Origin of the sequence: Paenibacillus contaminans (assembly GCF_003285015.1) — a bacterium.
GTDB lineage: Bacteria > Bacillota > Bacilli > Paenibacillales > NBRC-103111 > Paenibacillus_V > Paenibacillus_V contaminans.
In genome coordinates this window covers 22,637-48,123 of sequence record NZ_QMFB01000016.1, presented here as the reverse complement: position 1 = coordinate 48,123, position 25,487 = coordinate 22,637, and the positions used below count along the sequence as shown (strand labels likewise).

Annotated in this window: 25 protein-coding genes; 20 read left to right on the top strand and 5 right to left on the bottom strand. The window is 52.1% G+C overall.

Annotation, left to right across the window (positions count from 1 at the left end; translation table 11 throughout):
- The first annotated feature begins 136 nt into the window (after nucleotides 1-136).
- The 14 genes from DQG23_RS24635 (at nucleotide 137) to DQG23_RS24570 (ending at nucleotide 13,803) form a co-directional block, all read left to right on the top strand.
- On the top strand, nucleotides 137-475 hold the full coding sequence (locus DQG23_RS24635) for a nucleotide pyrophosphohydrolase (RefSeq protein WP_113033642.1): 339 nt from the start codon (nucleotides 137-139) through the stop codon (nucleotides 473-475).
- Between the two features lie 74 nt (nucleotides 476-549).
- Nucleotides 550-1,077: a tetratricopeptide repeat protein gene (locus DQG23_RS24630; protein WP_113033640.1), complete on the top strand. Its 528-nt coding sequence runs from the start codon at nucleotides 550-552 to the stop codon at nucleotides 1,075-1,077.
- 22 nt (nucleotides 1,078-1,099) lie between these two features.
- The gene (gene dapB, locus DQG23_RS24625; protein WP_113033639.1) at nucleotides 1,100-1,906 is read left to right on the top strand and encodes a 4-hydroxy-tetrahydrodipicolinate reductase; all 807 of its coding nucleotides are present in this window, start codon (nucleotides 1,100-1,102) and stop codon (nucleotides 1,904-1,906) included.
- Nucleotides 1,907-1,982: 76 nt separating this feature from the next.
- Nucleotides 1,983-2,411, top strand: a complete 429-nt coding sequence (locus DQG23_RS24620; protein WP_113033637.1) for a methylglyoxal synthase — start codon at nucleotides 1,983-1,985, stop codon at nucleotides 2,409-2,411.
- Nucleotides 2,408-3,100: a bacillithiol biosynthesis deacetylase BshB1 gene (bshB1, locus tag DQG23_RS24615; RefSeq protein WP_113033636.1), complete on the top strand. Its 693-nt coding sequence runs from the start codon at nucleotides 2,408-2,410 to the stop codon at nucleotides 3,098-3,100. Before DQG23_RS24620 ends, bshB1 begins: the two co-directional genes overlap by 4 nt.
- Nucleotides 3,101-3,278: 178 nt before the next feature.
- Nucleotides 3,279-4,460, top strand: a complete 1,182-nt coding sequence (gene bshA / locus DQG23_RS24610) for an N-acetyl-alpha-D-glucosaminyl L-malate synthase BshA (protein WP_113033634.1) — start codon at nucleotides 3,279-3,281, stop codon at nucleotides 4,458-4,460.
- A gap of 61 nt (nucleotides 4,461-4,521) precedes the next feature.
- Complete coding sequence (locus DQG23_RS24605) at nucleotides 4,522-5,874, top strand: CCA tRNA nucleotidyltransferase (RefSeq protein WP_158560674.1); 1,353 nt, start codon at nucleotides 4,522-4,524, stop codon at nucleotides 5,872-5,874.
- The gene (locus DQG23_RS24600; RefSeq protein ID WP_113033630.1) at nucleotides 5,871-6,836 is read left to right on the top strand and encodes a biotin--[acetyl-CoA-carboxylase] ligase; all 966 of its coding nucleotides are present in this window, start codon (nucleotides 5,871-5,873) and stop codon (nucleotides 6,834-6,836) included. Before DQG23_RS24605 ends, DQG23_RS24600 begins: the two co-directional genes overlap by 4 nt.
- 427 nt (nucleotides 6,837-7,263) lie before the next feature.
- Nucleotides 7,264-8,130 carry a 3-methyl-2-oxobutanoate hydroxymethyltransferase gene (panB, locus tag DQG23_RS24595; protein ID WP_113033629.1) on the top strand — a complete coding sequence of 289 codons (867 nt, stop codon included), beginning with the start codon at nucleotides 7,264-7,266 and terminating at the stop codon, nucleotides 8,128-8,130.
- An 18-nt stretch (nucleotides 8,131-8,148) separates the two neighbouring features.
- The gene (gene panC / locus DQG23_RS24590) at nucleotides 8,149-9,081 is read left to right on the top strand and encodes a pantoate--beta-alanine ligase (RefSeq protein WP_113033628.1); all 933 of its coding nucleotides are present in this window, start codon (nucleotides 8,149-8,151) and stop codon (nucleotides 9,079-9,081) included.
- A complete protein-coding gene (gene panD / locus DQG23_RS24585) occupies nucleotides 9,066-9,449 on the top strand; it encodes an aspartate 1-decarboxylase (RefSeq protein ID WP_113033626.1) in 384 nt (127 codons plus the stop codon). Before panC ends, panD begins: the two co-directional genes overlap by 16 nt.
- A 152-nt stretch (nucleotides 9,450-9,601) precedes the next feature.
- Nucleotides 9,602-10,216 carry a hypothetical protein gene (locus tag DQG23_RS24580; RefSeq protein WP_113033624.1) on the top strand — a complete coding sequence of 205 codons (615 nt, stop codon included), beginning with the start codon at nucleotides 9,602-9,604 and terminating at the stop codon, nucleotides 10,214-10,216.
- A gap of 108 nt (nucleotides 10,217-10,324) precedes the next feature.
- Nucleotides 10,325-13,186: an ATP-dependent DNA helicase DinG gene (gene dinG / locus DQG23_RS24575; protein WP_113033622.1), complete on the top strand. Its 2,862-nt coding sequence runs from the start codon at nucleotides 10,325-10,327 to the stop codon at nucleotides 13,184-13,186.
- Complete coding sequence (locus DQG23_RS24570; RefSeq protein WP_113033621.1) at nucleotides 13,183-13,803, top strand: redox-sensing transcriptional repressor Rex; 621 nt, start codon at nucleotides 13,183-13,185, stop codon at nucleotides 13,801-13,803. Before dinG ends, DQG23_RS24570 begins: the two co-directional genes overlap by 4 nt.
- 126 nt (nucleotides 13,804-13,929) lie before the next feature.
- Here DQG23_RS24570 and DQG23_RS24565 read toward each other — a convergent pair whose 3' ends face one another.
- The 3 genes from DQG23_RS24565 to DQG23_RS24555 form a co-directional block, all read right to left on the bottom strand.
- Nucleotides 13,930-14,115 (bottom strand): capping complex subunit for YIEGIA, encoded by a 186-nt coding sequence (locus DQG23_RS24565; RefSeq protein WP_113033619.1) that lies wholly within the window; start codon nucleotides 14,113-14,115, stop codon nucleotides 13,930-13,932.
- A gap of 4 nt (nucleotides 14,116-14,119) precedes the next feature.
- Nucleotides 14,120-15,028: a YIEGIA family protein gene (locus tag DQG23_RS24560; RefSeq protein WP_113033617.1), complete on the bottom strand. Its 909-nt coding sequence runs from the start codon at nucleotides 15,026-15,028 to the stop codon at nucleotides 14,120-14,122.
- A gap of 143 nt (nucleotides 15,029-15,171) precedes the next feature.
- Nucleotides 15,172-15,789, bottom strand: coding sequence for a DUF47 domain-containing protein (locus DQG23_RS24555; protein ID WP_113033615.1), 618 nt, complete (start codon nucleotides 15,787-15,789; stop codon nucleotides 15,172-15,174).
- A 270-nt stretch (nucleotides 15,790-16,059) separates the two neighbouring features.
- Here DQG23_RS24555 and DQG23_RS24550 point away from each other — a divergent pair, with 270 nt between their 5' ends.
- The 6 genes from DQG23_RS24550 to DQG23_RS24525 all read left to right on the top strand — a co-directional run bounded on the left by DQG23_RS24550 (nucleotide 16,060) and on the right by DQG23_RS24525 (nucleotide 23,243).
- A complete protein-coding gene (locus DQG23_RS24550; protein ID WP_113033862.1) occupies nucleotides 16,060-17,355 on the top strand; it encodes an amidohydrolase in 1,296 nt (431 codons plus the stop codon).
- A gap of 27 nt (nucleotides 17,356-17,382) precedes the next feature.
- The gene (locus tag DQG23_RS24545; protein WP_113033613.1) at nucleotides 17,383-17,874 is read left to right on the top strand and encodes a cell wall elongation regulator TseB-like domain-containing protein; all 492 of its coding nucleotides are present in this window, start codon (nucleotides 17,383-17,385) and stop codon (nucleotides 17,872-17,874) included.
- Between the two features lie 820 nt (nucleotides 17,875-18,694).
- The gene (locus DQG23_RS24540) at nucleotides 18,695-19,231 is read left to right on the top strand and encodes a hypothetical protein (RefSeq protein ID WP_113033611.1); all 537 of its coding nucleotides are present in this window, start codon (nucleotides 18,695-18,697) and stop codon (nucleotides 19,229-19,231) included.
- Nucleotides 19,224-20,726, top strand: coding sequence for an AAA family ATPase (locus DQG23_RS24535; protein WP_113033610.1), 1,503 nt, complete (start codon nucleotides 19,224-19,226; stop codon nucleotides 20,724-20,726). The genes DQG23_RS24540 and DQG23_RS24535 overlap by 8 nt, the downstream gene beginning before the upstream one ends.
- Before the next feature lie 431 nt (nucleotides 20,727-21,157).
- Nucleotides 21,158-22,453 carry an asparagine--tRNA ligase gene (asnS, locus tag DQG23_RS24530; protein WP_113033609.1) on the top strand — a complete coding sequence of 432 codons (1,296 nt, stop codon included), beginning with the start codon at nucleotides 21,158-21,160 and terminating at the stop codon, nucleotides 22,451-22,453.
- Between the two features lie 121 nt (nucleotides 22,454-22,574).
- A complete protein-coding gene (locus DQG23_RS24525; RefSeq protein WP_113033608.1) occupies nucleotides 22,575-23,243 on the top strand; it encodes a DnaD domain protein in 669 nt (222 codons plus the stop codon).
- 137 nt (nucleotides 23,244-23,380) lie between these two features.
- Here the strand turns inward: DQG23_RS24525 and DQG23_RS24520 are convergent, their stop codons facing one another.
- Together DQG23_RS24520 and mtnB are read right to left on the bottom strand one after the other, a co-directional pair.
- Nucleotides 23,381-24,502 (bottom strand): GGDEF domain-containing protein, encoded by a 1,122-nt coding sequence (locus tag DQG23_RS24520; protein WP_158560673.1) that lies wholly within the window; start codon nucleotides 24,500-24,502, stop codon nucleotides 23,381-23,383.
- Between the two features lie 340 nt (nucleotides 24,503-24,842).
- A complete protein-coding gene (gene mtnB / locus DQG23_RS24515; RefSeq protein WP_113033605.1) occupies nucleotides 24,843-25,484 on the bottom strand; it encodes a methylthioribulose 1-phosphate dehydratase in 642 nt (213 codons plus the stop codon).
- Nucleotides 25,485-25,487 lie beyond the last annotated feature (3 nt).

Here is a 25,487-nt window from a genome sequence, read left to right as displayed (position 1 = left end):
AGTATGCCCGTTTTTTTGCGAAAAGCATTTGTTTTAAATAAAGCTTTCGGTTAACATGTAAAAAAGGAATAATCGCTCCATTCAACTAAAGACGGGCTCAAGACGGCCCGCGATCGAATATAAGGAAGGGGACCCGATGTCGAATAAAACATTGCATGAGCTGCAGCAGGAAGTAGATCGTTACATATCGCAATATAAAGAAGGATATTTCAGTCCGCTCTCCATGCTTGCCCGCATGTCGGAGGAAGTCGGCGAGCTGGCCCGGGAGGTCAATCACCGGTTCGGCGAGAAGCCGAAAAAGCAGGATGAAGCGGATAATTCCATCGAAATGGAGCTGGGCGATATTTTGTTTATCGTCATTTGCTTCGCGAATTCGCTCGGCATAGATCTGACCGAATCGCATGACCGCGTTATGGAGAAGTTTCGCACGCGCGACGCGACCCGCTGGACTCCTGTCGATTCCGATCCGCAATAACGAACATATGCTGTACCATCACCTGATAAACGTCTTTGTTTCTCGAGGCGAAATCGTAATGGGGGATGTGGACAGTGAGCGGAGAAATGTATATTCAAGAAGCCTATGAGGCGATACTCGTCAACGATTTCGAGAGAGCGATCGCATGCTTCGAACAAGCGATCCGGCGCAGTCCGGATAACGGCGGTTACCATTATAAGCTCTCGGTGACATTCGCAAGAAGCAACCGGTTAAACAAGGCGGTCGAGCATGCGCGCCGCGCTTGCGAGCTGGAGCCTGATAACGTAACATACGGCATTCATCTGCGGCATATTCAGTCAAGATTATTGATCGAGCAGGCGGAGAAATACTTCGACGGCGATTCCGAGCAGCTATTCATGGCGGTAACGCTGCTCAAGGAAGCGGTTAGACTTGACCCGCTTTCTTTCAACGCCTATCTGTTACAAGGCGTCTCATACGGTGCCTTAGGCGAGTATGCGGATGCTATCCAAGCGATCAAAGAAGCGCTCAATCTCGAGCCCGACAACGCGAGCGGACTAAGACTGCTCGCCGAATACGAAAGATTGTTTATCTCAAATATGCGCTTACGGCATACGACGTAAAGAAAGGGCAAGGTGTCGAACGATGAGTCAACCGATTAAAGTAGCAGTAGCTGGAGCAAGCGGCCGAATGGGGCAGGAAGTTGTAAAAATGGTTTTGAACGATCCTGAGCTGAAGCTGGTCGCCGCTGTCGACCGGTCTTCGGCAGGGGCGGATGCAGGGCGTATCGTCGGTCAAGAGGATTGCGGCGTGCTGGTGACGACCGATTTGGAACTGACGCTGGCGGAAGCGAAGCCGGATGTCATCGTCGATTTCACGACGCCGCAAACCGTAATGAGCAACGCGGTAATCGCGATCAAGCATAAGGTTCGTCCGGTTGTCGGGACGACAGGCCTGACCCCTGAGCAGATCAACGAGCTGGACAAGTTGTGCCAAGAGCAGGAAATCGGCGGATTGGTCGCACCGAACTTCTCGATCGGCGCCATTCTCATGATGAAGTTCGCAGCGCAAGCCGCTAAATATATGCCTCATGTCGAAATCATCGAGTATCACGGCGACCAGAAGCTGGATGCGCCTTCCGGCACATCGATCAAGACAGCCGAACTCATTTCGCAAAACAGGCAGGAGCTGCGTCAAGGAAATCCGAAGGAAGAAGAGACGATCGAAGGCAGCCGCGGTGGATATTATAACGGATTCCGCATACATAGCGTTCGGCTGCCGGGCGTATTCGCGCAGCAGGAAGTCATCTTCGGCGGCTTCGGGCAATCGCTCAAAATCCGCCATGACTCCTATGACCGTGCAGGTTATATGCCGGGCGTCAATATTGCGGTCAAGAAAGTAATGGGTTATACCGGACTCGTATACGGCTTCGAACACTTCATGGAAGACTAATCATAACGGCAGGCGGGATGCCCGCTCGAAAGCCTAGGCTAGATAACTCGGATATAATCAGAGAGGGAGTACTGGCATGAGTTTGAACATTGCGTTAATTGCACATGACCGTAAAAAAGATGAGATGGTCAATTTCGTTACCGCATATGAGCATGTTTTTGCAAGAGGTCATCAATTGTATGCAACGGGCACTACAGGCAAAAGAATAATGGAGCAAACGAAGCTGGACGTTCACCGCTTCATGTCGGGACCGCTCGGCGGTGATCAGCAAATCGGGGCGCTTGTCGCCCAGAACGAGATGGACTTGCTCATCTTTTTGAGAGATCCGCTTATGGCGCAGCCTCACGAGCCGGACATCATCGCGCTGCTTAGACTTTGCGACGTACAAGGCATACCGGTAGCGACGAATATCGCAACCGCCGAAATATTGGTAAAGGCGCTCGACAGAGGCGATTTCGCATGGCGCGAGCTTGTCCATAAATATAAGCCGGGTGATTTCGAATGACGCTTGATATGTTAATATTCGGCGCGCATCCTGACGATGCGGAAATCGGCATGGGAGCGACCATTGTCAAGCATACGAATGCGGGATATAAAGTCGGCATATGCGACTTGACATACGCGGAAATGTCTTCGAACGGCAACGTAGAAACCCGTAAGCAAGAGGCGGAGGAAGCCTCTCGGATTATGGGTCTTGCGGCTCGCACGAATCTCGGACTGCCGGATCGCGGCCTGTTCGTTTGCGCGGAGCAGATCGAAGCGATTACGTTGGAGATTAGAAAGTGGCGGCCGCGAATCGTATTTGCGCCTTACTGGGAAGATCGCCATCCCGATCATGTGCTTTGCAGTCAGCTTGTCCAGCAGGCCGTATTTAACGCGAAGCTGAGAAGATATGCACCGCAAGCGGAGCCTGTAACCGTTGAAAAAACTTTATTTTATTTCATAAACGATTTGCATGAGGCCGATTTGCTTGTTGATGTCAGTGCGGAGTACGAGCAGAAAATGGCTTCGCTTCGCGCTTATCGAACCCAGTTCGAGCCTGCCGGACAGAGCAACGATTTCGTTTCGACGCCGCTTAACCAAGGATATTTGGAGCGGGTTGAAGCGCGCGACCGTGTGCTCGGCCAAAAGCAGCTGGTTCCTTATGCGGAAGGATTTGTGACCAGGCTGCCTTATGTTGTCGACCTATTTTAACGTTATTCGGCATAATGATAATAATCAATTGAAAAGGTATTTCGTGGAAATGGCTTCGGAGGATTGCATCTATCGTATGCAGTCCTCTATATTTACAGCCGGTGAGCGGGTCCCGCAACATACCGGTCATGCATTTATGCTTAGCTTCACAAGGTGGGGCTGAAGGGGGAAGAGCGCCTTGAACGATCGGTTGAAAATCGGCATTACGTGTTATCCGACGTTGGGAGGTTCGGGCGTAGTCGCCACGGAACTCGGCAAGCTGCTCGCCGAAAAAGGGCATGAGGTTCATTTTATAACCCACAGCATCCCGTTCCGTCTCGGCAAGTTCGATAAAAACATTTACTATCATGAGGTAGAGGTAAGCGATTATTACGTGTTCCGCTACCCGCCTTACGATCTGTCGCTGGCGAGCAAGCTGGCGCAAGTAGCTCAGATGGAAGGGCTAGACCTGCTCCACGTTCATTATGCCATTCCGCATGCGGTATGCGCTTTGCTGGCCAAGCAGATGGTCGGCGATCATTTGAAGGTGATGACTACGCTGCACGGCACGGATATAACGGTGCTGGCGCAGGATCACTCGCTCAGCGATTTAATCCGGTATGCGATCAACCGCAGCGATGCGGTTACCGCCGTCTCCGACGATTTAATCCAAGAAACGAGAGAGACGCTTTCGATCGACAGGGACATCGATCTCGTATACAATTTCGTCGATAAACGCGTATATTATCCTCGTGAGGTAACGGAGCTGCGGAAGGAGTTTGCTTCGCCCGACGAGAAAATATTGATTCATATCTCGAATTTCCGACCGGTTAAACGGGTAATGGATGTCGTCGATATTTTTGCCAAGGTGAATGAACAGGTGCCTACCCGTCTCTTGTTTGTCGGCGAGGGGCCGGAGCTGTCGCGCGTCTGCTCGGCCGTGAAGGAGCTTGGGTTATCCGATCGCGTCACGTTCTGCGGCAAGCAGGACGATGTGGCACAAATTATTTCGCTCGCCGACGTGATGCTGCTGCCTTCCGAGAAGGAAAGCTTCGGTCTTGTAGCCCTCGAGGCGATGGCATGCGGCGTGCCGACGGTTGGCTCTGAAGCGGGCGGGATTCCCGAGCTCATAACGAACGGCGAAACCGGCTATTTGGCCCCGATCGGGGACACGAATGCCATGGCCGGTCATGTGCTGAGGCTGCTTCAGGACGAATCGCTGTACAGCAGAATGAGGCAGGCTTGCCTGGATAGAGCAAGATTCACGTTCTGCAACGATCTGATCACGATGCAATATGAGAACATCTATTACCGGATTCTCGGCAGGGAAATCCCAGAACGAAATCGGACATTCGATAAAATGATCTGCCAAGAAAGCTGATAACAATTTGCGTATCATTAAGCAAGTAACAGCCCTGTCGATAGAAAAGGAGGACGCAGCCTTGGATCAAGAAGAAGTTGCTCATGCGGTTATCGCCCGGCTCGAAGCCGAAGGCCATTCGGCTTATTTGGTCGGCGGCTGCGTCCGCGACAAGCTGATGAATCGAAGCGTCAAAGACTATGATGTCACCACCTCCGCACTGCCGGAGCAGGTAATCGCCTCCTTCGCGCGTACGCTGCCTACCGGGCTGCAGCACGGTACCGTTACGGTCGTCATTCAGGGGACGCCGGTCGAAGTGACCACGTTCCGCACGGAATCGAAATATGAGGATCACCGGAGACCCGCATCCGTAACGTTTGTTCCGGAATTGCGCGAAGATTTGCAGCGCCGGGATTTTACGATCAACGCGATCGCTATGGAACGAAGCGGCCGGCTGATCGATCCTTACGGCGGCCGAACGGATATCGAACGCAAGGTGATCCGCTGCGTAGGCGATGCGCATGAGCGATTCGAGGAAGATGCGCTGCGCATGCTGCGGTGTCTTCGTTTTGCTTCCAATTACATGTTCTCCATCGAAGAGGGCACATGGCTTGCACTGCTCGATAAGGCTCCTTTGCTGCGACATATTGCGATGGAAAGAGTGGAAGCCGAGCTTACGAAGATGATAGCCGGAACGGACCCGCTGCGGGCGCTCCGGCTTCTTGCGCGCAGCGGATTGCTGCGGCATACGAAGATTCCGCTCGGCGCATTTGCGGAGCGAATAGCCTTGGCAGCGTCCGAACATCCGGATCCGCCGTCTCAACAAACGGCTTCATCCGTAAAGGAGCGGGAGGAGCTTCCCGAACGCTTGCATCGATGGACGGAGCTATCGGGCGATGTCATGCGTTGGGCTTTTCTTTTTGCGGCGGTGCAGCTAAGTCCGGAGGAAGCGGCTCAAGGGATGATGGCGCTCGTTTTTCCGCGCAGAAAATCGGATCGTATCGTCAAGCTGCTCGAATTCAAGCAGGTAATCGATCGCGAAATAAACAGCATTGCCGGAACGAGCGAGCTGTCTGATGAAAAACTGAACATGTTTTTCAAGAAGCAGGCGCTCCGATACGGCAAAAGCAACGCGCAGGATTGGCTTGCGATAAATGCGTTATTAGTCACGTTTCGCGGGCCGTATGCGCGGCTCTATGTGCGGCTTTCGGATTCCGGCGCCCAATGGCTTGAGGAAATCGCCCTTTGGGACCGGACGGAGCTCGCCGTTACGGGAGCCGAGATTGCCGACGCGCTTGGAAGAGAGGCTGGGCCATGGACGGCGCAAATGCTGGACAGGCTGCTTGCCGAAGCGGCATTGCAAGGAACGGAAAATGACAAGAGCCGGCTTATCCTGCTGGCCCAACAATATGGTAAAGAGTTGGAGATGCCATGAACGAACGATTAGTTCAGCTATTTAAACAAAATCAAGGCGTTTTTCTTTCAGGCGAGCAGCTTAGCAAAGAACTCAATTGCAGCAGAACGGCCGTATGGAAGCATATTCAATCGCTGCGCAAAGAAGGCTTCGAATTTGAAGCGGTTCCTAAGCTCGGCTACCGGCTTCTGCAGGTGCCCGAGAGAATCGATCAGGCATCGCTGCTCGCGAGGCTGCAAACGCGTACGCTCGGCCGCACGATCAAGCTGTATGACGAGGTCGATTCCACGCAAAACATTGCACATGAGCTCGTAAGGAATGGCGCCGGCGAAGGAACGCTCGTCATCGCCGAGCAGCAGACCAAGGGACGCGGCAGAATGGGCCGCAATTGGCTGTCGCCGAAGGGCAAGGGCATATGGATGAGCGTCGTGCTGAAGCCGGAAATACCGCTTCCGTTCACTCCGCAGCTTACTCTGCTTGTAGCCGTGGCATTATGCCGGACCATCCGCAAGCTGACCCCTGAGGTCGGAATTAAATGGCCTAATGACCTGCTTGTTCGCGGCAAAAAAATAAGCGGTATTTTGCTGGAATCCAGTGCGGAGGACGAACGTCTCAATTATGTGATCGTCGGAGTGGGCATTAGCGCAAATCTGAAGGAAGAAGACTATCCGGACGATCTGCGCGAGAAGGCGACGTCATTACTGATTGAAAGAGGCGAGCCGATCGACAGGGCGGCTTTGGTATGCGATTTTTTGCTGCAGCTTGAGGACTTGTACGAATTGTACCGCGATCAGGGCTTTGCCCCGATCCGGACGCTTTGGGAAGCGCTGACCGTGACGCTGCAGCGAAAGGTGACGATTCAAACCGCACAAGGTATAGAGGAAGGTACCGCGGTGGCGATCGACGATATGGGAGCGCTCCTTGTAGCGAAGCCGGACGGCCGTACGGTTACGTATTTTTCGGGAGATGTCGGACAACCGTAAAGCGGTTATTGTCATGACATGTTCATAAATTCGTGTCGTTTTTGTGAGAATTATGCTATACTTTTGGCAGAGGCGGTATCCCCGGGAACTGCACTCTGCGCAAGTAGGGCAATTCGTTTATCCAAGTTAATAGGTTTTGAAAATGCGACGATGTCGGATTCTGCTCTGAGCCGCAAGGACCGAGACAGGAGGAACATACGCGATACAGATTCTTTGTATTTCGTAACCTTTTAGTCTGGGACTAGAAGGTTTTTTGAATTTTCCGGAAAGTACTCGCCTAAAGCGGCTTGAACCTGCGGTAAATAAAGTGGCTTGAACGCGAACTGCGTCTACCCAGGTATTCCGGGAATAAAACGGGCAGCTTTAGCGGGTATCTATGTGGAAATTGCGCACACTCAAAGTAGGAGTACCGCAAGGAGGAACGATGATGGAACAACGCAAGCCGATCAGTACCATCCGCATGAGAAAAATGAAACAAGAGGGCATACCGATCTCGGTCGTGACCGCCTACGATTATCCGTCGGCGAAGCTGGCCGAGGAAGCGGGCGTAGACGTCCTGCTTGTCGGCGATTCGCTCGGCAACGTCGTACTCGGGTATGAATCGACGCTCCCCGTTACGATCGACGATATGGTATATCATACGAGGGCGGTTACCCGTGCCGTATCGACAAGCTTCGTCGTAGCCGACATGCCGTTCAACACGTATCACGGCTCGATCGATACGACCTTGAGCCATGCAGGAAGACTTATGCAGGAAGGCAGAGCGAAGGCGGTCAAGATGGAAGGCGGCAAAGAGATCGCCGCGGCAGTCGCCGCTTGTACGTCCGCCGGCATTCCGGTCATGGGCCATCTGGGCTTGACGCCTCAATCGGTTTACCAGATCGGCGGTTATTTGATCCAAGGCAAAACCGAGCAGCAAGCGAAAAAGCTGCTGGAGGATGCCCAGGCGTTGGAGGAGGCGGGTGCGTTCTCCATCGTGCTTGAGCTTCTAACGGATGAAGTCGCCGCTTACATCTCCTCCCGGTTATCCATTCCGACGATCGGGATCGGCGCCGGTGCGGGCTGCGACGGACAAGTGCTCGTGTTCCACGATCTTCTGCAATACGGTTCCGGCTCCGCGCCCAAAAAATTCGTTAAAACCTATGCGAATTTAGGAGAGCAAATACGCAGCGGTCTTGCGGAATACGTGAAAGACGTTAAAACCAAGCAATTTCCCGCCCAGGAGCATTCGTTCAAAGGCGACGGCAAGGTCATCGATCAATTGTACGGATCGTCAGGCAGCCGCGGAAATTAACGGATTGGAGTGGAGAGAATGGAAGTCGTTACAACTATAGAAGAGCTGAGGGCCGCGCTGGATTTGCGCCGCGGGAAACCGCTCGGCTCGAATAAAACGGGAAAAATCGGCTTTGTGCCGACGATGGGCTTTCTTCATGACGGGCATGCGAGCTTGATGGAAAGAGCGAAACGGGAATGCGACACGGTGGTGCTCAGTATTTTCGTCAATCCGCTGCAATTCGGGCCGAACGAGGATTTTGACCGGTATCCGAGGGATGAGGAGCGCGATAAAGCAATAGCGCGCCGAGAAGGCGTCGACTTCATTTTTATGCCTGACGTCCAAACGATGTATCCGCAGCGGATCCGGACGACGGTGTCGGTTAGCGGCGTAACGGAAAAGCTATGCGGGGCTTCGCGTCCCGGCCATTTCGACGGGGTGGCGACCGTTGTCAGCAAGCTGTTCAACATCGTGCAGCCGGACCGCGCGTATTTCGGCATGAAGGACGCCCAGCAGGTTGCCGTCGTGGAACAAATGACGAAGGATTTGAACATGCGCGTCACGATCGTGCCGTGCCCGACTTTGCGGGAAGCCGACGGCTTGGCCATGAGCTCGCGCAATGTATACTTAAGCGCCGATGAGCGCAAACAAGCGCTTGTGCTTTCCCAGGCGCTCGGATTCGCTGAAAAATGGAGCGCTGAGGCTGGAGAAGACAGCGAATCGGTTATTCGGCGGGTGCGGAATCATATCGAATCGGCTCCTTCCGCAGTCATCGATTATGTCGAGCTGCTTTCGTACCCCTCGCTGACGAGTACGCAGGAATGGAGTGAAGCCGGCATAACGGATGATCGGATGGTGCTGGCATTGGCCGTTAAATTCGGCAAAACGAGATTGATCGACAATCGGATTTTACCGATAAATAAAGCCTGGATGAACAAGGCGGAGGAGGCGGGCGCATGTTCCGGACGATGATGAAAGGGAAGCTGCACCGGGCCACGGTGACCGAAGCGAATTTGAACTATGTAGGCAGTATAACCATTGATGAGGATCTCATCGATTTTGTCGATATGCTGCCTAACGAAAAAGTGCAAATCGTCAACAACAACAACGGGGCAAGGCTGGAAACTTATATTATCCCCGGGCCGCGCGGCTCCGGAGTCATTTGTTTGAACGGTGCGGCGGCAAGGCTTGTTCAACCGGGAGATAACGTCATTATCATATCGTATGCGCTTATGACCGACGAACAAGCTCGCAGCTATACGCCGAAAATCGCTCTTTTGGATGAGAAAAACAAAATTGTCGCTTCTTTAAGCGCAGAGCCGCATTCGACCGTCGTTTAAATCGATGGAATTTTACCGGGTTGAAAACGGATGGAAAACGTCCAAAAGCCGCACAAGTTTCCAGCGGAAAGCGGAATGAAACGGCCCGCCTTGACAAACAATGAGTGTGAACCGGGAGCTGGGACATATTCCGTGCGCAAGGTGGGATGAACGTGTTCAAACAGTTATTTTCGACGATGAACGATGTGCTTGAGGAAATTGCCGGCCGTTATCCGCTTGCAGAAGGACATGAACGCAAGGATCTTGAAGATCAGTTGGCGATGCTGAAATCGATGAGCGACGTCTGTATCGAAGAATGGCTTCTGTTCGAAGAGAAGATGGGCAAATTGGTGTATACCGGAAAGCCGCAACCGGAGGTGCCAGCCTGCGTCGCGACGCTGATGCCGGCGGCCGTGCAGGACGAGGAAGCGAACGAATCGTTTGCCCGCGGTCAAGGGTATTATAAGCTGTACATGTTCACGCAAGCCGTCGAAGAATTCGAGAAGCTGGTTCGGCAGCAGCCCGATTTTTTACTCGCACGCATTTATTTGGCAATGGGTTACTTGAGATTAGGCGAATATGGAGAAGCGTACCGTCATTTTCAATTTTTGCTTCCGCTCACCGACAATTCCAAAATCAGGGCGATTACTTACAATGCGATGGGCTGCATTCATGCGCAAAATCAGAATATGGATAAGGCGTACGAATACTTCAAAATGGCTTACCGTTCCGATCCGACATGCGTAGATGCGGCCTTTCAGCTGGTGGGTTGGACAAAAAGACAGTAATTTTCCGCAAACTATCCTTCCCTTTCCTCTTCGTTGTCTGGTATGCTAAGGAATAGACTTGGCATCCAAGCGGCTGCTTTTATATAGAAGAAGGGACTGGAATACGCAGTGAAATTCGCCGTACTCGATTTCGAAACGACCGGAACGCAGCCTGGAGACGAGATTATCCAGGTTGGCCTTGTCATTATCGAAAATAGGCAAATCACCGACAGGTATACGTCTCTCGTGAAACCCGGGATACGTATACCTTCTTATATTTGTTCGTTAACGGGCATAAACGACGACATGGTGGCCGACGCGCCGCCGATCGAGGATGTAATTGGAGAGATGCAGCGCAGGCTGCAAAATAGCATACTGGTTGCGCATAACGTGGGATTCGATCTCGGCTTTTTGCAGCGTGCGCTCGACTTGAGCGGTTATTCGTCGTTTGACGGAAGGGTGCTCGATACGACCGAGCTGCTTCGCATCTGCTTCCCGGCGCTGCCTAGCTTAAAGCTGTCCATGGTTTGCCAGTCGCTGGACATTATGCACGACCGGCCGCATCAGGCCGACTCCGATGCGCTGGCCACGGCCGAGGTTTGGCTGAAATGCCTGCAGCGGTTCGACGAGCTTCCACTCGTGGCCGTACAACGCATCGCACAAATATTTGACGACGATCCGAGCGATCTCGGATGGTTTATGAACGAGCTGCTCATTCGCAAGGAGCAGTCGCCGACGCTCGAGCGCGATTCGTATAGATATCACCGGCAATTCGCCTTGAATGTGGACGACTGGGGCGATGAAGAGCCCGTTCGGAACGATACGGAAGCCTCGGCGCTATCCAAAATGGATTTTGCGGATTTTTACAATAACTTCAAGGAGTCGCTTCGCGCCAAATTCGAGGTATACGAGGACCGGGAATCGCAGGATTTGATGATCAAGGAAGTAAACGAATCGTTCGATAAGGAACGTCATCTCATGATCGAAGCGGGTACAGGTACGGGCAAGTCGCTCGGTTATTTGCTTCCTTCGCTTTTTTACGGCATCAAGGAGGACAAAAAAGTACTCGTAAGCACGCATACGATCAACCTCCAAGAGCAGCTTCGCCAGCGGGACGTTCCGCTGCTTCACGATATTTTTCCGGTGCCTTTCCGGGCAGCCGTGCTTAAAGGGCGGAGCCATTATTTATGCTTGCGCAAATTCGAGCAGAAAATCGTGACGCATGATTTCGAATACGGCAAGGAAGAGCGGATGACCGCCGCGCAAATGATCGTTTGGCTAAGCGATACGAAACATGGGGACGATGAAGAGCTGCATTTTACCGGACGCGGAAACGATCTGTGGGGAACGGTTTCCAGCGATGCCGACTCTTGCTTGAACAGGGCCTGCCCGTGGTTCAAAAAATGCTTTTACCACCGCGCACGTAATGAAGCGAATATAGCGGATGTCGTCATCACGAATCACTCGATGCTGTTTACCGATATCGTAGCGGAAAACCGGCTGCTGCCTTCCTATAAGCATTTGGTTATCGATGAGGCACATCATTTTGAAGATGTGGCCAGCAAGCATCTCGGCATCGAGGCTCAATATATGGGCTTCGTAGGTGCTCTTACGTGGCTCTATAAAGACAGCAAAACGGGGCAGCTTCCATTGCTTAAGGTTCGTTTATCTCGGGCGGACGGGGAGCTTGCGGAAAAAGCGGCCGAATGGTCGAAACTGATCGACGATACGTACTCGGCGCTCGTTCAGGTAAAGGAGCACTGGGATCAGCTTACGCTGCAGCTGTATGAACTGCTTATCAAGCAGCATGATTCGAGCTCGGCTGAAGCCGGCCAGCTCGTTTGGCGGATTAAGGACGAAACGCTTCCCGCTCAATGGGAGCAGCTTCAGGAAATCGAAGATAACATCTATACGGGTTTGTCGGACAGCTTGAAAAAAATCGAGAAGATGCTGGCAACGCTCAAGGAGCTGCAGGATGAGCTGGACGTGCAGGGGCTCGTTACCGATTTGAACGGAACGGTCAAGACGCTTTATAAGCAGCGGGACGCGATGCGCTTCTTTATGAAAAGGACGGACGCCAATTATGTATACTGGCTGGAAGCGAGCGCTACGTACAAAGCCAAGTCGCTTCAGCTCGTATGCGTGCCGACCGATGTGAGCGATATGCTGCAGCAGTATTTTTTCAATGTGAAGGATAGTATAATATTGACGTCGGCAACATTGTCCGTGGATAAAAAGTTCGATTATACGGCAGAACAGCTCGGCTTGCGCACGGATCGCGAGGATCGGCTCAAAACGGTCATGCTCCCTTCGCCGTTTAATTACCGGAAGCAGGCGCTTGTCGTCATCCCGCGCGACTTTCCGACGATTAAAGGGCAGACTGGAGACGCGGTGTTTTTGGAGAAGCTTGTCGAATCGCTTGGCGATGTCGCTTTGCAAACGAACGGAAGAATGCTCGTTCTGTTTACCTCCTACAAGATGCTTAAAGTCGTCCACGGACTTCTTAAAGAACGTCTGACACCGGATAACATTCAAGTCCTCGGACAAGGGATTGACAGCAGCAACCGCAGCAAGCTGACGCGGATGTTCCAGGAAAGCCCCTCAGCCGTTCTGCTCGGCACAAGCAGCTTCTGGGAAGGCGTCGATATACCTGGTGACGCGTTGAGCTGTCTGGCGATCGTACGGCTGCCCTTTCAGCCGCCGACGCATCCGGTTGTCGAGGCCAAATGCGAGAACATCAAGAAAGCGAATCAGAATCCGTTCATGAAGCTTTCCGTCCCGCAGGCGGTCATCCGGTTCAAGCAAGGGTTCGGGCGGCTCGTCAGAACCGCCAATGACCGCGGAATCGTCATTATTTACGATACGCGCGTGCTTGAGACCCATTACGGCAAATACTTTCTGTATTCGCTGCCCGGGCCGAAAATCGAGCATATGAACACGAACCGGCTCGTTCCGAGAATCAAGGATTGGATGGAGGAGGAGCACCGATGAAATCGCTCAAAATATCGGAAGCGGTTGTAAGGCGGCTGCCCATTTACTTACGCTTTCTTAACGAGCTGAATATGCGAAACGTGCAAACCGTTTCCTCGCAGGATTTGGGGCAGAAGCTCGAGCTGAACCCCGCTCAAATTCGCAAGGATCTCGCTTATTTCGGGGAGTTCGGCAAGAAGGGGATCGGTTATGACGTCGTCTATTTAATCGAGAAAATACGGCAAATTTTAAAGCTTGACCAGCATATCAATGTTGCGCTCGTAGGAGCGGGCAATCTCGGACGCGCGTTAAGCAATTATAACGCCTATCTTCGGGACAATATGAAAATCGTCGCGGTATTCGACGCGGTGCCGGATAAGATAGGCGCACGCATCAATAATTTGGCCGTTCAGCCGATGAGCGAGCTGATCGAGACGATACACCGGTTGAAGGTGCGCATCGGCATCATTACGGTACCAGCCGGGGAGGCGCAAAACGTTGCCGACGAGTTCGTCAAAGCGGGCGTGGAGGCGATCTTGAATTTTGCCCCCGTCATTATCAAGGTGCCGAATGAAGTGCGTGTGCATCATGCGGATTTTACGACCGAGCTGCAGAGCTTGGCCTATTATTTGGATTGAGGAAGCTATTGGCGTGAAGAACACTTGCAAATCCGGTGACGGGGTTTGCAGGTGTTCTTTTTTTGAAATATAAGCGATTTCTATCCTTGCATGTACGGTAATCGTGTCGTTCATGGCGCTGTCAGTTTAAGATGACGAATGGTCCACGAGCACGATGATCCCGTTGTTCAAGTCATGGGCGTTTGCGTCCAATATTTTTTCCAATGTAAATGCCATGCGCTGCTGCTCCTCGGGATTTTTTGCAATAAAAATGGGCGCTCCTCCGTCAACCCGCTCGGCTTCGAATACGACGATGGCTGCGATTTTGGCCATAGGATTATGCCTCCTTGCTGTTCTCGCCTGCGAACTCGGAGGGCAGCCTTACGGCATTCTCGAGCACCGGCACGCGGCTTAATACGTTTATGGCGAGCGCTTCGTCATTAACGCGCGGAAGCAGGAACACGGCCAACGTACCGCTGGATAAATCGAGCTTCGCCATTGGCAAGAGAGCCGGTTCTCCGGAATCGCGGTATACGCCTAGTATCGTGGACATGTTATGCAAAATCGCTTGCCGCTGGCCGAGGTTCGCGATCGTCACTTTCACGTTGGCGTTTTTCGGTACGACGAGCATACCCATTGCGTGTTTGGCAATGACCTCCCGATCGCTCTCGAGACCTATATTCATAATGTAAACGGAGTCGACGTACAAGTCCGGACCGTACAATCGGATTTCGGCCGTCCGGATTTCGGCGATTTGCCCCAGGTTTTTGCCGGATTGAAACCATTTGGACACGAAAAGCGACAAAAGTCCCGCCGCGATGCCCCAATACCACTCGAATAAAAGCCCAAACAAGGACGAAACGAACGCGCTGAAAATGACCAAGTAGTTACGGCCTTCGAATACCATCGCAATGCCCTCGATATAAGTCGTGCCGCGCGGGACGAGCTCCATTTTATCGACCTGGGTCAGCGTCTGCCTCTCCATATTGCGAACGTCGCGGAACTGCTGGGCGGCGAGCGAGAGGAACGTGATCGCGGTATAGTTTTTGCTGAGCAGGGACGGAACCGCAACGGCTCCAAGGCCCGCTGCGATGACGCCTAACGCCAAGTGGATGATCTTTCCGTGCGGATGGGTCGGATATTGCCGGTAATCCGTGCGCAGCATCATAATTCTGGCGGCGACGCCAAAGCAAACGCCGATAATAACGGCTGCGGTTTCATGTTCCGTCAACTGCCAAAGCATCATGTTCGTTAGCCTCGCTATGTAAAGTTTCGGTAAAGCTTATTATGGGTAGGGAGGGCGGCTTCTACTCGAACATGCCGATTCGGCGGCGTAAAAAAAGCCCGGCATCCGGTTTGCTTGCCGGCTGCAGGGCTTATGGATAGCTATTATGAATATCGAAGCACGATGCTTTCGAGAATGTTGGCGACGTCTTCGCAAGCGTCTGTCGTTTGCTCCAAGCGCTCGTATAGTTCTTTCAGCTTGAAATCATGATACGGATCCTTCTGTTCGAGAAAGATTTGCCGGATGCCTTCGCGCATCAGGCGGTCGCCTTCGTTTTCGAGGCTGTTGATTTGCACCGAATGTTCTGCAATTTGCAAATATTTTTTCTTGGAGAGCAGCTTGAGCGCGTCGAGAATATGCTGACATGATTTGACGATAACGGCCGAAAATTCTTTCATATAATTGTCCGTATGGACGATGTTAAGGTAGTCGAATCGGGCGATCGTCGCTTCTATTCCGTCTATAACGTCGTCGATCTTAACGGCCAGCTCCAAGATGTCTTCGCGGTCGATCGGCGTAATGAATACCTTGTTAAGTCCTTTGTAGATCGTGTGTGTAATCGAATCGCCTTTGTTCTCCAAGTCCTTCAAGCGGTTGAAATAAGTAGCGGGCGGTTCGTTTCCGAGCATTGCTTGCCGGAACATGTGTGCGGCTTCCAGAACGTTTTCCGCTCCTTCAATCAGCAATACGAAAAAATCGATGTCTTTTTTGCCAAGTGCCATTGTATGTATCCTCCTCGAACTTGTCTCTGGAAAAGCGCTAAGTCCCCCAAAAGTGACGTTATTCACAAACGGAAAGCTCATAACTTTAAAATTAGCATAATGGGGGACAGAAATGCAATGTCATCATCATCTTTTCTTGAAATGATCCGCTAACGCTTCCGGTCATTCCGGCCGGATGAAAGGCGGTCAGCCGTTTTAGCCTTGATTTTAGCTCTCCAAAACGGTACATTGGACAATGATGAAGATTTTTCGGAGAGTGGGGAGATCGATTTGCCAAAGCTGATTATACAAAACGGCATTTTTATAACGAATGATGAAAACAAACCCGTAGTGGAAGGCCATATGGTCGTCGAGCACGGGCGAATCGCCTTTATCGGCGCGGAGCTTCCAGAACCGCCTGCGCCGGGGGACGAGGTAATCGACGGGCGCCGCCGGCTATACATGCCCGGCTTGGTCAATACGCACGGACATGCTGCGATGTCTCTGCTCCGCGGAGTAGGAGACGATCTTGCCCTGCAGGTGTGGCTTCAGGAGAAAATGTGGCCGAATGAAGCGAAGTTTACGGCTGACGACGTTCGCGCCGGTACGCTGCTTTCGATTCTCGAAATGTTGAAAGGCGGAACGACGTGCTTCGTCGACATGTACGATCATATGGATCAGGTTGCGCTGGCGGTCGAGCAAGCGGGCATGAGAGCAAGTTTAACCCGCGGTGTAATCGGCCTTTGCCCGCCGGACGTCCAGCAATCGAAGCTCGAAGAAGCCAAGCGGTTTGCGCGAGACTGGAACGGCAAGGCTGACGGCAGAATTACGACGATGATGGCGCCACATGCCGCATATACGTGTCCGCCCGACTATATCGAGAAAATAGTGGCGGCGGCGCATGAATTGAATTTGCCTATTCATACGCATATGTCCGAGACGATACATGAAGTAAGGGAAAACGAAGCTCAATACGGTTTGCGCCCTGTCGCGCATTTGGAGAAGCTCGGTGTATTTACGCGTCCGTGTCTCGTCGCGCATGCGGTTCATCTGACGGACGAGGAAATTGACGTGCTCTGCAAATACGATGTGCGCATCTCGCATAACATCGGCAGCAACCTGAAGCTGGCAAGCGGCGTGGCGAGGTTGCCCGAGCTTCTTAATGCAGGCGTGCTCGTTTCGTTAGGTACGGACGGTGCGGCCAGCAATAACAATCTGGATATGTTCGAAGAAATGCGGCTCGCCGCGCTGGTGCACAAAGGCGTTTCGTTCGAGCCGACAGCCGTTCCGGCATGGCAGGCGCTGCGGATGGGAACGATCGACGGCGCACGCTCCATATGGCTCCAGGATGTAGGCAGTTTGCAGCCGGGAATGAAGGCCGATTTTATCGCCATCGATATCGATCAGCCGCATTTATTGCCGCATTCGAATTTGATCTCGCATGTCGTGTATTCCGCATCCGCCAAAGACGTTACGGATGTGTGGGTCGACGGGCGTGAGCTCGTGCGCAACGGCGAATGCAAAACGCTTGACGAAGAGCGGATCAAAGCGGAATTCAACGCTTGCTACAAGCGGTTAATCGTTTAGAACGGCGGAGAGGAGCGGCCAGGCTACATGCGCAGAAGAACGAAAATAACGATCGGGTCCGTCGTTGCCGCCGCGCTGCTTCTCTATGGAGGAGCGGCATGGTATCAGAATGTGCAAGCCGGCGAATGGGAGCGGGAGAACGAAGCCGTCAATATCGCTTACGAGCAAACGATTCTGGCGAAGGCAACCCGCACGGAGCAGTTTGTCGGCGATCGTCCCTATACGATCGTGCACGGACAAGACAAAGTCGGACAAGAGGTTATCGTATGGGTGAGCGAGACCGAGGTTCACAGCGAATATACGGCGAACGGCGTTACGAAGGAGGATATCCAGAAGGCGCTGGAAAGCAAGGATTCTACGATCGAAATGCTTCGCATTTCGCCGGGCAAGCTGGATAGCGACTTCGTCTGGGAAGCCTTTTACAAAAAAGAAGAAGACGGGAAAACGCACTATTTCTATGATTTTTACCGGTTCCGGGACGGAGCGTTTATCGATACCTGGAAATTGAGTCTCAAATAACGCAAGTTGTTTATTGAGCCGGTTCGGACTTATGTCCGGCCGGTTTTTTTGAATTGTCAGAAAGTATATCCTCCGCAGTATGTTCCAATTCCCGGTAAACGCGCTCGTCCTTAGCTTATGCTTACGAAGTCGCTTTCTTCGAAAGCGTTTAGGACGGCGAAGCCGTTTATCCTTGAAGATAAAGAATTTATATGTTGTAGAGGTACTGCTAATGGATGCAGGAGCCCCTAAATTGTGAAAAACGGCGGATGGATAAATTTAACGGTAAGAGTTGCCCCTATTTTTGCGAAGCCGAATTTGGTGCTAAAATGGCAAAATACACGCGTAAAGCCTCTAGATTTTGAAAAGTTAGATTTTTATCGAAATAAGCGCAATGAGAACCGATATAAGTCTGAAGGGTCAAACGGACCGTGATCGATCGGCGTCGGTTTGGAAAAGACGTAACGGGAAAGCAGCATTGAGGAGCAGAGGTAGTGGGTTGGGGAGGGCTACAAAGGAGCTTCGCTATGGGCCGCCTTTGAAATCGTGTTACTCCCGCCTAATAAGTTCAAAGAAACATGATTTCAAGAGCGGCTGAAAGCCCCATCCCACTACCTCCCACACGCGCAAACGTATAGCCATGCACCAAAGGACCGTCCGTGATTTCCGGACGTTTTTTCTTGATTATTCCGAAAATGCGTTAGCCGGCTCAAGGATCGGCATCTTTACCATGCATTACATCATCAGCGAATATGTATAATGTGATATACTCAACGTATAGCATTCGATATACAGTTTGTGGATCGATTCGCGATAAACATTCGAAAGGGGGACGTCAACGGTGAAATTGAAACTGCGTCTCATACCGGTAATCGTTACGTTTGCGGCCTCTTGCATTATTTTGTTCGGAGGCTGGTTCGTTTATAACAGCATGGCTATGGAAAATCCGCTCACCCAGCTGCTCGCTAACGAAGCCGGCGTTCAAAGCGTAAAAGCCGATCTGTCCGCCGGACAAGTCGCTTTCGATTTGAAGGTAAACAAAGAAGCGAGTCTCATAGATTTGATGCATAAAGCGACAACTGAGGGCAACAAGCAAATCGGCAAACGGGAAGTGAAGCTTAACGTTCAAAGCGACAGCTCCGATAAGCTGGATAAATGGTGGTCCGAAGCGCTTTTCGGCGTGGCGCAAGCCATGGAAACGAAACAGTACGCCCACATACCGAAGCTGTTGAACGATAGAGCTGCCGATCAAGGCATTGCAGTCGATGCTCAAATCGATGATAAATACGTGTACATCCGCCTAACGGAGGGTGACCACAGCAAATTTGAAATCCTTCCTCGCGACCCGGGAAAAATGGGGGTGTGGCCGAATGAGTAAATACGGCAAGGAAATTGCGATTGGCGGCGTACCCGTCATTCTTCTGTTTCTGGCTTTTGTCGGCGTGAACGTGCTTCCGATTATGTTCGCGCTGGCGATCGGCGGCGTTTTATTTTATATGATTCGCATGCGTGACGGCGTATCGGGAGGCATGGACCGCAAACGGCAGATGAAGCCCAAAGCGCCGTCCTATATGACATTTGATGATATCGGCGGTCAGGATCGCGCCAAGCATGAATTAAAGGAAGCGCTAGACTTTCTGATTCGCCATGAAGACATTAAGAAGTTCGGGATTCGCCCGCTTAAAGGGATTTTGCTGACGGGGCCCCCGGGGACGGGAAAGACGCTGATGGCAAAAGCGGCGGCGCACTATACGAATTCCGTTTTCGTATCCGCGGCGGGCAGCGAATTCGTCGAGATGTATGTGGGTGTCGGCGCAAGCCGTATCCGCGATATGTTTAAAGAAGCCCGGATGCGCGCGCAAAAGGAAAATAAAGAGAGCGCCATTATTTTTATCGACGAAATCGACGTCATCGGCGGCAAGCGCGAAGGCGGTCAGCACCGCGAGTACGATCAGACGCTTAATCAGCTGCTTACGGAAATGGACGGCATGCATTCCGGCGAAGCGCCGCGGGTGCTGATCATTGCCGCTACCAACCGCAAGGAAATGCTCGATAGCGCGCTGCTGCGTCCCGGGCGTTTCGATCGGCATATTACGGTGGATTTGCCGGACAAGAAGGGCCGCTTGCATATTTTGAACATTCACTCGGCCAATAAACCGCTCGCGGATGAAGTTTCGCTTGATAAAATAGCGGAAGAAACGTTTCATTTTTCGGGCGCGCAGCTGGAGAGCGTCATGAACGAAGCTGCGATTTACGCGATGCGCGAATCGAGCGAGAACGTCGAGCAGAAGCATCTGTCGCTGGCGATCGACAAGGTAATGATGGGAGAGAAGGCAGACCGTGAAACGACGAAGGAGGAGCGGGAGCGGGTTGCCTATCACGAGCTGGGCCATGCGATCGTAGCCGAAGCGGTGAAGCCGGGAACCGTATCGCAGGTTGCGCTCAGTCCTCGCGGGCAGGCGCTCGGCTATGTACGGCATAATCCCCAGCAGGATCAATATTTGTATACGAAGCCGTATTTGGAGCAGCATATTATGATATCGCTCGGCGGGGCTGTAGCCGAAGAAATGTTTTACGGCAACCGCAGCACCGGTTCGCGGAACGACTTCGAGCAGGCGCTGAACATGGTCGGGAATATGATCGACTGCGGGTTGACCTCGCTTGGAATCGTTGACCGCAACCTTGTTACGAAGGAAGAGCTGATGAAAGAGAACGCCAAAATCATGGACGAGCTGACGGGGCGCACTCGGGAATTGCTGCAAAGGTTCCGGCCCGTGTTCCTGCAGTCGCTCGACATTTTGATTCGTGAGGAAGTGCTATCCGGCGAGCAATTTCGGTCGCTGCTGGCCGAATTGAATAAACAGACCGCTTAAACGCGCTTAAGAGCTGTCCCGAGTCATGAAAGTGACGACGGGCAGCTTTTTCCTTGACATATAAATCGAAGGACATGGAAACAAACCTGTTGAAAGCCCCAGCCCACTACCTCCCACACGCGCAAACGTATAGCAATGCACCAAAGGAGCATCTGTGATTTTCGGACGGTTTTTCTTAAAGATGAGCTGCCGATTTTTCCTCGGAATACGTCCAATAAGCCTGCAAAAGTCGGCCGAAAGGTGTAGAATAGAGAAAGCGGCCGAATGCGATTTAGCGGGATAGCGCACGATAACGGGAAGCGCGCGGACGGCTGAAAACCGGCTTTTACGGTCATTAGGCGGATGGCAGGGTCGTTGTCGGTTTGGGGAGTTTCCGAATCGCCGACCGTCGCGAACGGAAAATCGACGGATCACTTGAGGAGGGTTTGGTTATGAGCAACGTTTGCCTGATTCGGGAAGTAAACCGGTTTGTCGATCAATCGGTGAAAATCGGCTGCTGGCTGCATAACAAGCGATCAAGCGGCAAAATTCAATTTTTGCAGCTTCGGGACGGCTCCGGTTACATACAGGCGGTTGTCGCCAAAAACGAGGTGAGTCCTGAAACCTGGGAAGCGGCCTCCAAGCTGACGCATGAGAGCTCTCTTTACGTAACCGGCACGATCCGGTCGGATTCGCGAAGCCAAAGCGGTTTCGAAATGACCGTACAATCGGTTGACATCATCCAAATTACCGAGGATTATCCGATAACGCCCAAAGAACATGGCGTCGATTTTTTGATGGACCACAGGCATTTGTGGATCCGCAGTCCGCGTCAGCGTGCCGTCTTGGCGGTTCGGGCTCAGGTTATAAGGGCGGTTCAGCAATTTTTTGACGATCGGGGGTTTTATTTGGTCGACCCGCCGATTTTGACGCCCTCCTCTTGCGAAGGAACGACGAACTTGTTCCATACCAAATATTTCGACGAAGACGCTTATTTGACGCAAAGCGGCCAGTTGTATATGGAAGCCGCTGCTATGGCGATGGGACGTGTCTATTCGTTCGGGCCGACGTTTCGCGCCGAGAAATCGAAAACCCGCCGTCATTTAATCGAATTTTGGATGATCGAACCGGAGATGGCATTCGTCGATCAGCAAGAAAATATGAACATTCAGGAGCAATTCGTCTCCTTCGTCGTTCAATCCGTATTGCAAAATTGCCGGGCCGAGCTGCAAACGCTCGAGCGGGACGTCAGCAAGCTGGAGTCGATCGTCCCTCCGTTTCCGCGCATTTCCTATGACGAGGCGATCGTTTTCTTGAAGGAGAACGGCTTTGACATTCCGTGGGGAGAAGATTTCGGCGCCCCTCATGAAACGGCGATTGCCGCATCGTACGATAAACCGGTGTTCATTACGAATTATCCGACGGAAATCAAATCGTTTTATATGAAGCCGGATCCAAACCGGCCCGAAGTCGTGCTTTGCGCCGACATGATAGCGCCGGAGGGGTATGGAGAAATTATCGGCGGCAGTCAGCGAATCGACGACCCCCAGCTGCTTGCCGAAAGATTCGACGAGCATAACCTGCCGCAGGAAGCGTATCAATGGTATCTCGACCTGAGGAAATACGGAACGGTTCCTCATTCCGGCTTCGGACTTGGGCTGGAGCGAACGGTTGCGTGGATATGCGGCCTTGAGCACGTGCGCGAAACGATCCCGTTTCCGCGGCTGCTGTATAGGTTGTATCCATAACGTCCTTTCCGTACCTGCAGAGGAAGGCTTTATCCGGAGGAAGCGAAGAAAGCGGCGTTTTGGCGCTCTGAAGCAAAAGTCGCACATCATTATGGGGGAATACTAGCAACGGAGGAATAAGATGAGCAAAAAAGACGAGGGAAAGCTGTTGGAAGCGGGCATGCTGGCTGCATTCAAGGAAGGAACCGCCGCCGTGCCGCTTTTACTGCTGAAGTACTATGCAAGGCTGAAGCTAAGCGATACGGAGGCCATGCTCCTCATCCAATTGCTCGCGTTTGTCGATAAGGAGAAGAAGGATTTCCCGACCATCGAGGAGATTCAAAACCGAATGGCCGCCGATCCGGAGCACGTTGTCAGACTGCTGCAGAAGCTGATGAAGGAAGGCTGGATCAATATCGACGAGCATACCGATCCGGTATCGCGCATCCGATATGAGCGGTATAACCTAAGCGGCGTTTACAAGAAGCTTGCGGCTTGCGGGGCGGAGGATATGATACGGGAAAGGGAGCAGAACAAATTTGCCGTACTCGAGCAGAGCCACGACCTGTTCTCCGTATTCGAGAAGGAGTTTGCGCGGCCGCTCACCCCGATGGAGCTGGAAACGATCGCGAATTGGATCGATAAGGACGGCTATCGTGAAGAGCTGATTACCTTCGCGTTGAAAGAAGCCGTTTTTGCGGGCAAGGTGCATTTCCGCTATGTCGACCGCATTTTGCTGGAATGGAGCCGCAACCGCGTCACGACGACCGAGCAGGCGAAAGAGCATGCGCAGCGTTTCCGCAGCAGATAACTGCTTATGCATAAGCAATAAGAAAGGAGCTTCCGGGCTGGAGGCTCCTTTTTTGATACGTCTTAAAGCTTATCATTACTGGATTGTTCATCGGTCTCGGAAACGTGCAGCTTCCTTCGAGATGACGGCGCTGCCGATTATCCGATCGCTTCGGCGCGATGGCCGATGACCGTTCTGTTCTTGCCGGAGCGCTTGGCTTTATAAAGCGATGCGTCCGTATCCTTGAACAGCGATTCTTTGCCTGCGCCGCGGTTGTACGCTTGCAAACCGATGCTGATCGTAACCGGCTGTCCTTCGAGCTCCCGCTGGTTCGTTCGTTCGATCGCATGACGGATGGATTCTACGATGTGATAGGCTTGATCCAACGTTTTATCCGTGAAAATAACCGTAAATTCCTCGCCGCCATACCTCGCCGCAAAATCGTCGGTCGCGATGTGCCCGCGGATCGCGGATGCAACCTGACGCAAAATGATATCCCCGATCCAATGACCGTACGTATCGTTTATTTTTTTGAAGTTGTCGATATCGATAATGGCGAGCTGCAAAGATAAGCCGTTTTTCTCCGCATGCTCAATCAGCTTATCCAAATATTCGTGGAACGTTTTGTGATTGTAAAGCTCCGTTAATGCATCGGTTTTGGACAGCTTGTCCATCATGACGTTTTTGACGAGCAGATCCTGCTGGGCTTCGACCGTTTTTTTCAGATGCTGCTGCATTTCGATTCCGCGGCTCAAAATGCCGTTGGCGATCACCAGGCCGGCCATGAGCACGGCTAACGTAAGCACGATATCATTTCCGTTAAGACGGGCCATCAGACCGGGGTGAAACGCGAGCAGCACGAAAAATACGAATGTGTTGAGCGTAAAGGACAGCGCCACCTTGCGTCTTTGAAAATAAAAAATCGATATGAGCATCGGCAGCAAAAATACCAACTGAATGCCGTTCGTATTGGAGTGGAAGGCGACTACGATGCCCGAAAGCACGGTGCCTAGCGCAATAATCGCATTTCCGCCTCCCCGTTGCCGCTTTTTGTTAAACGTTTCCACAAGAATATTGCAAACGATCATTCCGCCGAGAGGCAGCAGGAACGAGCGTAAAATGACCTCGGCAAGAGGGGCGGTCTCCAATCCGCTCCCAAATATGTAAGCGATCGTAATGGCATTGGCGGCCATGTATATGACGGTTATCGTCCAATATACGTTTAATATTTTACGGTTCCAATTATGAATCCCGAAAGGATGAGACTCGATCTTGTCCATTTTGGTCATCTCCTGGAAGTCGTGCGAAGATCATAGATTTCAAAATATTTCTCTATTATAGCACATCCGTTCGATTCATTGAGGGCGATACGATGCTAAAATTTCGTTAAAGTGCAAACGGCTCGGCGATAAGAGGATAAACGTCTGAAGTTTCGAAACGGATGCCGCTTCCAGGGGATGCACAAAAATAAGACCCTGCATAGAAGGGTCTTATTTAAAATATCAGCGTATATGTTTCACAATTACTGAAGTCTGCTATTTCACCGGTAAACGCGTCTGTCCTTAAGCGTATGCTTACGAAGTCGCTTTCTTCGAAAGCGTTTAGGACGAGCAGCAATGGTTAGGAGCGGTTTGATAAAAGCTGCCAGCGGTAAACATATTCGAATAAAAATTCGAACGCCTCCAGATGGCGCTTGGCTTCGAAAGCATTCGCTCCCCATGCGTAAATGCCGTGATTGCGCAGCACGATGCCCGGAATACGGGGGACGATAGCGCCCGGAACGAGCTCGGCGATTCTCGGGATCTCGGCATAATTGGGCAATACCGGAATACGGATTTCCGTATCCTCTTCCCAAATATTGAAGCCTTTAATCAGCTCTACGCCTTTGACCGGGATAAAGCCTTGGTTCGCGAACAATTCCGAGACGATATTGTTAAATACAGTGTGTACGTGGAAAATCGCGCCGCAGCCTGTCGCTTTGTAAATCTCGCAATGGATCAGCGTCTCGGCAGAAGGCTTTAGGGTTGTTGCCTCCGTAGGTTTTCCATCGCGGTCGACCAGCAGAAAATCCTGCGGCGTCTGGACGGCTTTATCTTTGCCGCTGGCTGTGATGGCGAACGTAAGTTCCTCTCCGGCACCGTCGCCGACGCGGATGGACAAGTTGCCGCTCGTTGCGGGAAACCAGCCGCGCGTTGCCAAAATCGTTTTAATATCCCGCAGCTCGGCGAATGCCTGCTGTTTTTGTTCCAATGTAATCGCCATGTT

What these genes read in the sequence shown, in the direction of transcription:
- DQG23_RS24635 (WP_113033642.1), top strand. Translation starts at nt 137, where the DNA reads ATGTCGAATAAAACATTGCATGAGCTGCAGCAGGAAGTAGATCGTTAC.
- dapB (WP_113033639.1), top strand. Translation starts at nt 1,100, where the DNA reads ATGAGTCAACCGATTAAAGTAGCAGTAGCTGGAGCAAGCGGCCGAATG.
- DQG23_RS24620 (WP_113033637.1), top strand. Translation starts at nt 1,983, where the DNA reads ATGAGTTTGAACATTGCGTTAATTGCACATGACCGTAAAAAAGATGAG.
- bshB1 (WP_113033636.1), top strand. Translation starts at nt 2,408, where the DNA reads ATGACGCTTGATATGTTAATATTCGGCGCGCATCCTGACGATGCGGAA.
- DQG23_RS24600 (WP_113033630.1), top strand. Translation starts at nt 5,871, where the DNA reads ATGAACGAACGATTAGTTCAGCTATTTAAACAAAATCAAGGCGTTTTT.
- panB (WP_113033629.1), top strand. Translation starts at nt 7,264, where the DNA reads ATGGAACAACGCAAGCCGATCAGTACCATCCGCATGAGAAAAATGAAA.
- panC (WP_113033628.1), top strand. Translation starts at nt 8,149, where the DNA reads ATGGAAGTCGTTACAACTATAGAAGAGCTGAGGGCCGCGCTGGATTTG.
- panD (WP_113033626.1), top strand. Translation starts at nt 9,066, where the DNA reads ATGTTCCGGACGATGATGAAAGGGAAGCTGCACCGGGCCACGGTGACC.
- DQG23_RS24570 (WP_113033621.1), top strand. Translation starts at nt 13,183, where the DNA reads ATGAAATCGCTCAAAATATCGGAAGCGGTTGTAAGGCGGCTGCCCATT.
- DQG23_RS24565 (WP_113033619.1), bottom strand. Translation starts at nt 14,115, where the DNA reads ATGGCCAAAATCGCAGCCATCGTCGTATTCGAAGCCGAGCGGGTTGAC.
- DQG23_RS24560 (WP_113033617.1), bottom strand. Translation starts at nt 15,028, where the DNA reads ATGATGCTTTGGCAGTTGACGGAACATGAAACCGCAGCCGTTATTATC.
- DQG23_RS24555 (WP_113033615.1), bottom strand. Translation starts at nt 15,789, where the DNA reads ATGGCACTTGGCAAAAAAGACATCGATTTTTTCGTATTGCTGATTGAA.
- DQG23_RS24545 (WP_113033613.1), top strand. Translation starts at nt 17,383, where the DNA reads ATGCGCAGAAGAACGAAAATAACGATCGGGTCCGTCGTTGCCGCCGCG.
- DQG23_RS24535 (WP_113033610.1), top strand. Translation starts at nt 19,224, where the DNA reads ATGAGTAAATACGGCAAGGAAATTGCGATTGGCGGCGTACCCGTCATT.
- asnS (WP_113033609.1), top strand. Translation starts at nt 21,158, where the DNA reads ATGAGCAACGTTTGCCTGATTCGGGAAGTAAACCGGTTTGTCGATCAA.
- DQG23_RS24525 (WP_113033608.1), top strand. Translation starts at nt 22,575, where the DNA reads ATGAGCAAAAAAGACGAGGGAAAGCTGTTGGAAGCGGGCATGCTGGCT.
- DQG23_RS24520 (WP_158560673.1), bottom strand. Translation starts at nt 24,502, where the DNA reads ATGGACAAGATCGAGTCTCATCCTTTCGGGATTCATAATTGGAACCGT.
- mtnB (WP_113033605.1), bottom strand. Translation starts at nt 25,484, where the DNA reads ATGGCGATTACATTGGAACAAAAACAGCAGGCATTCGCCGAGCTGCGG.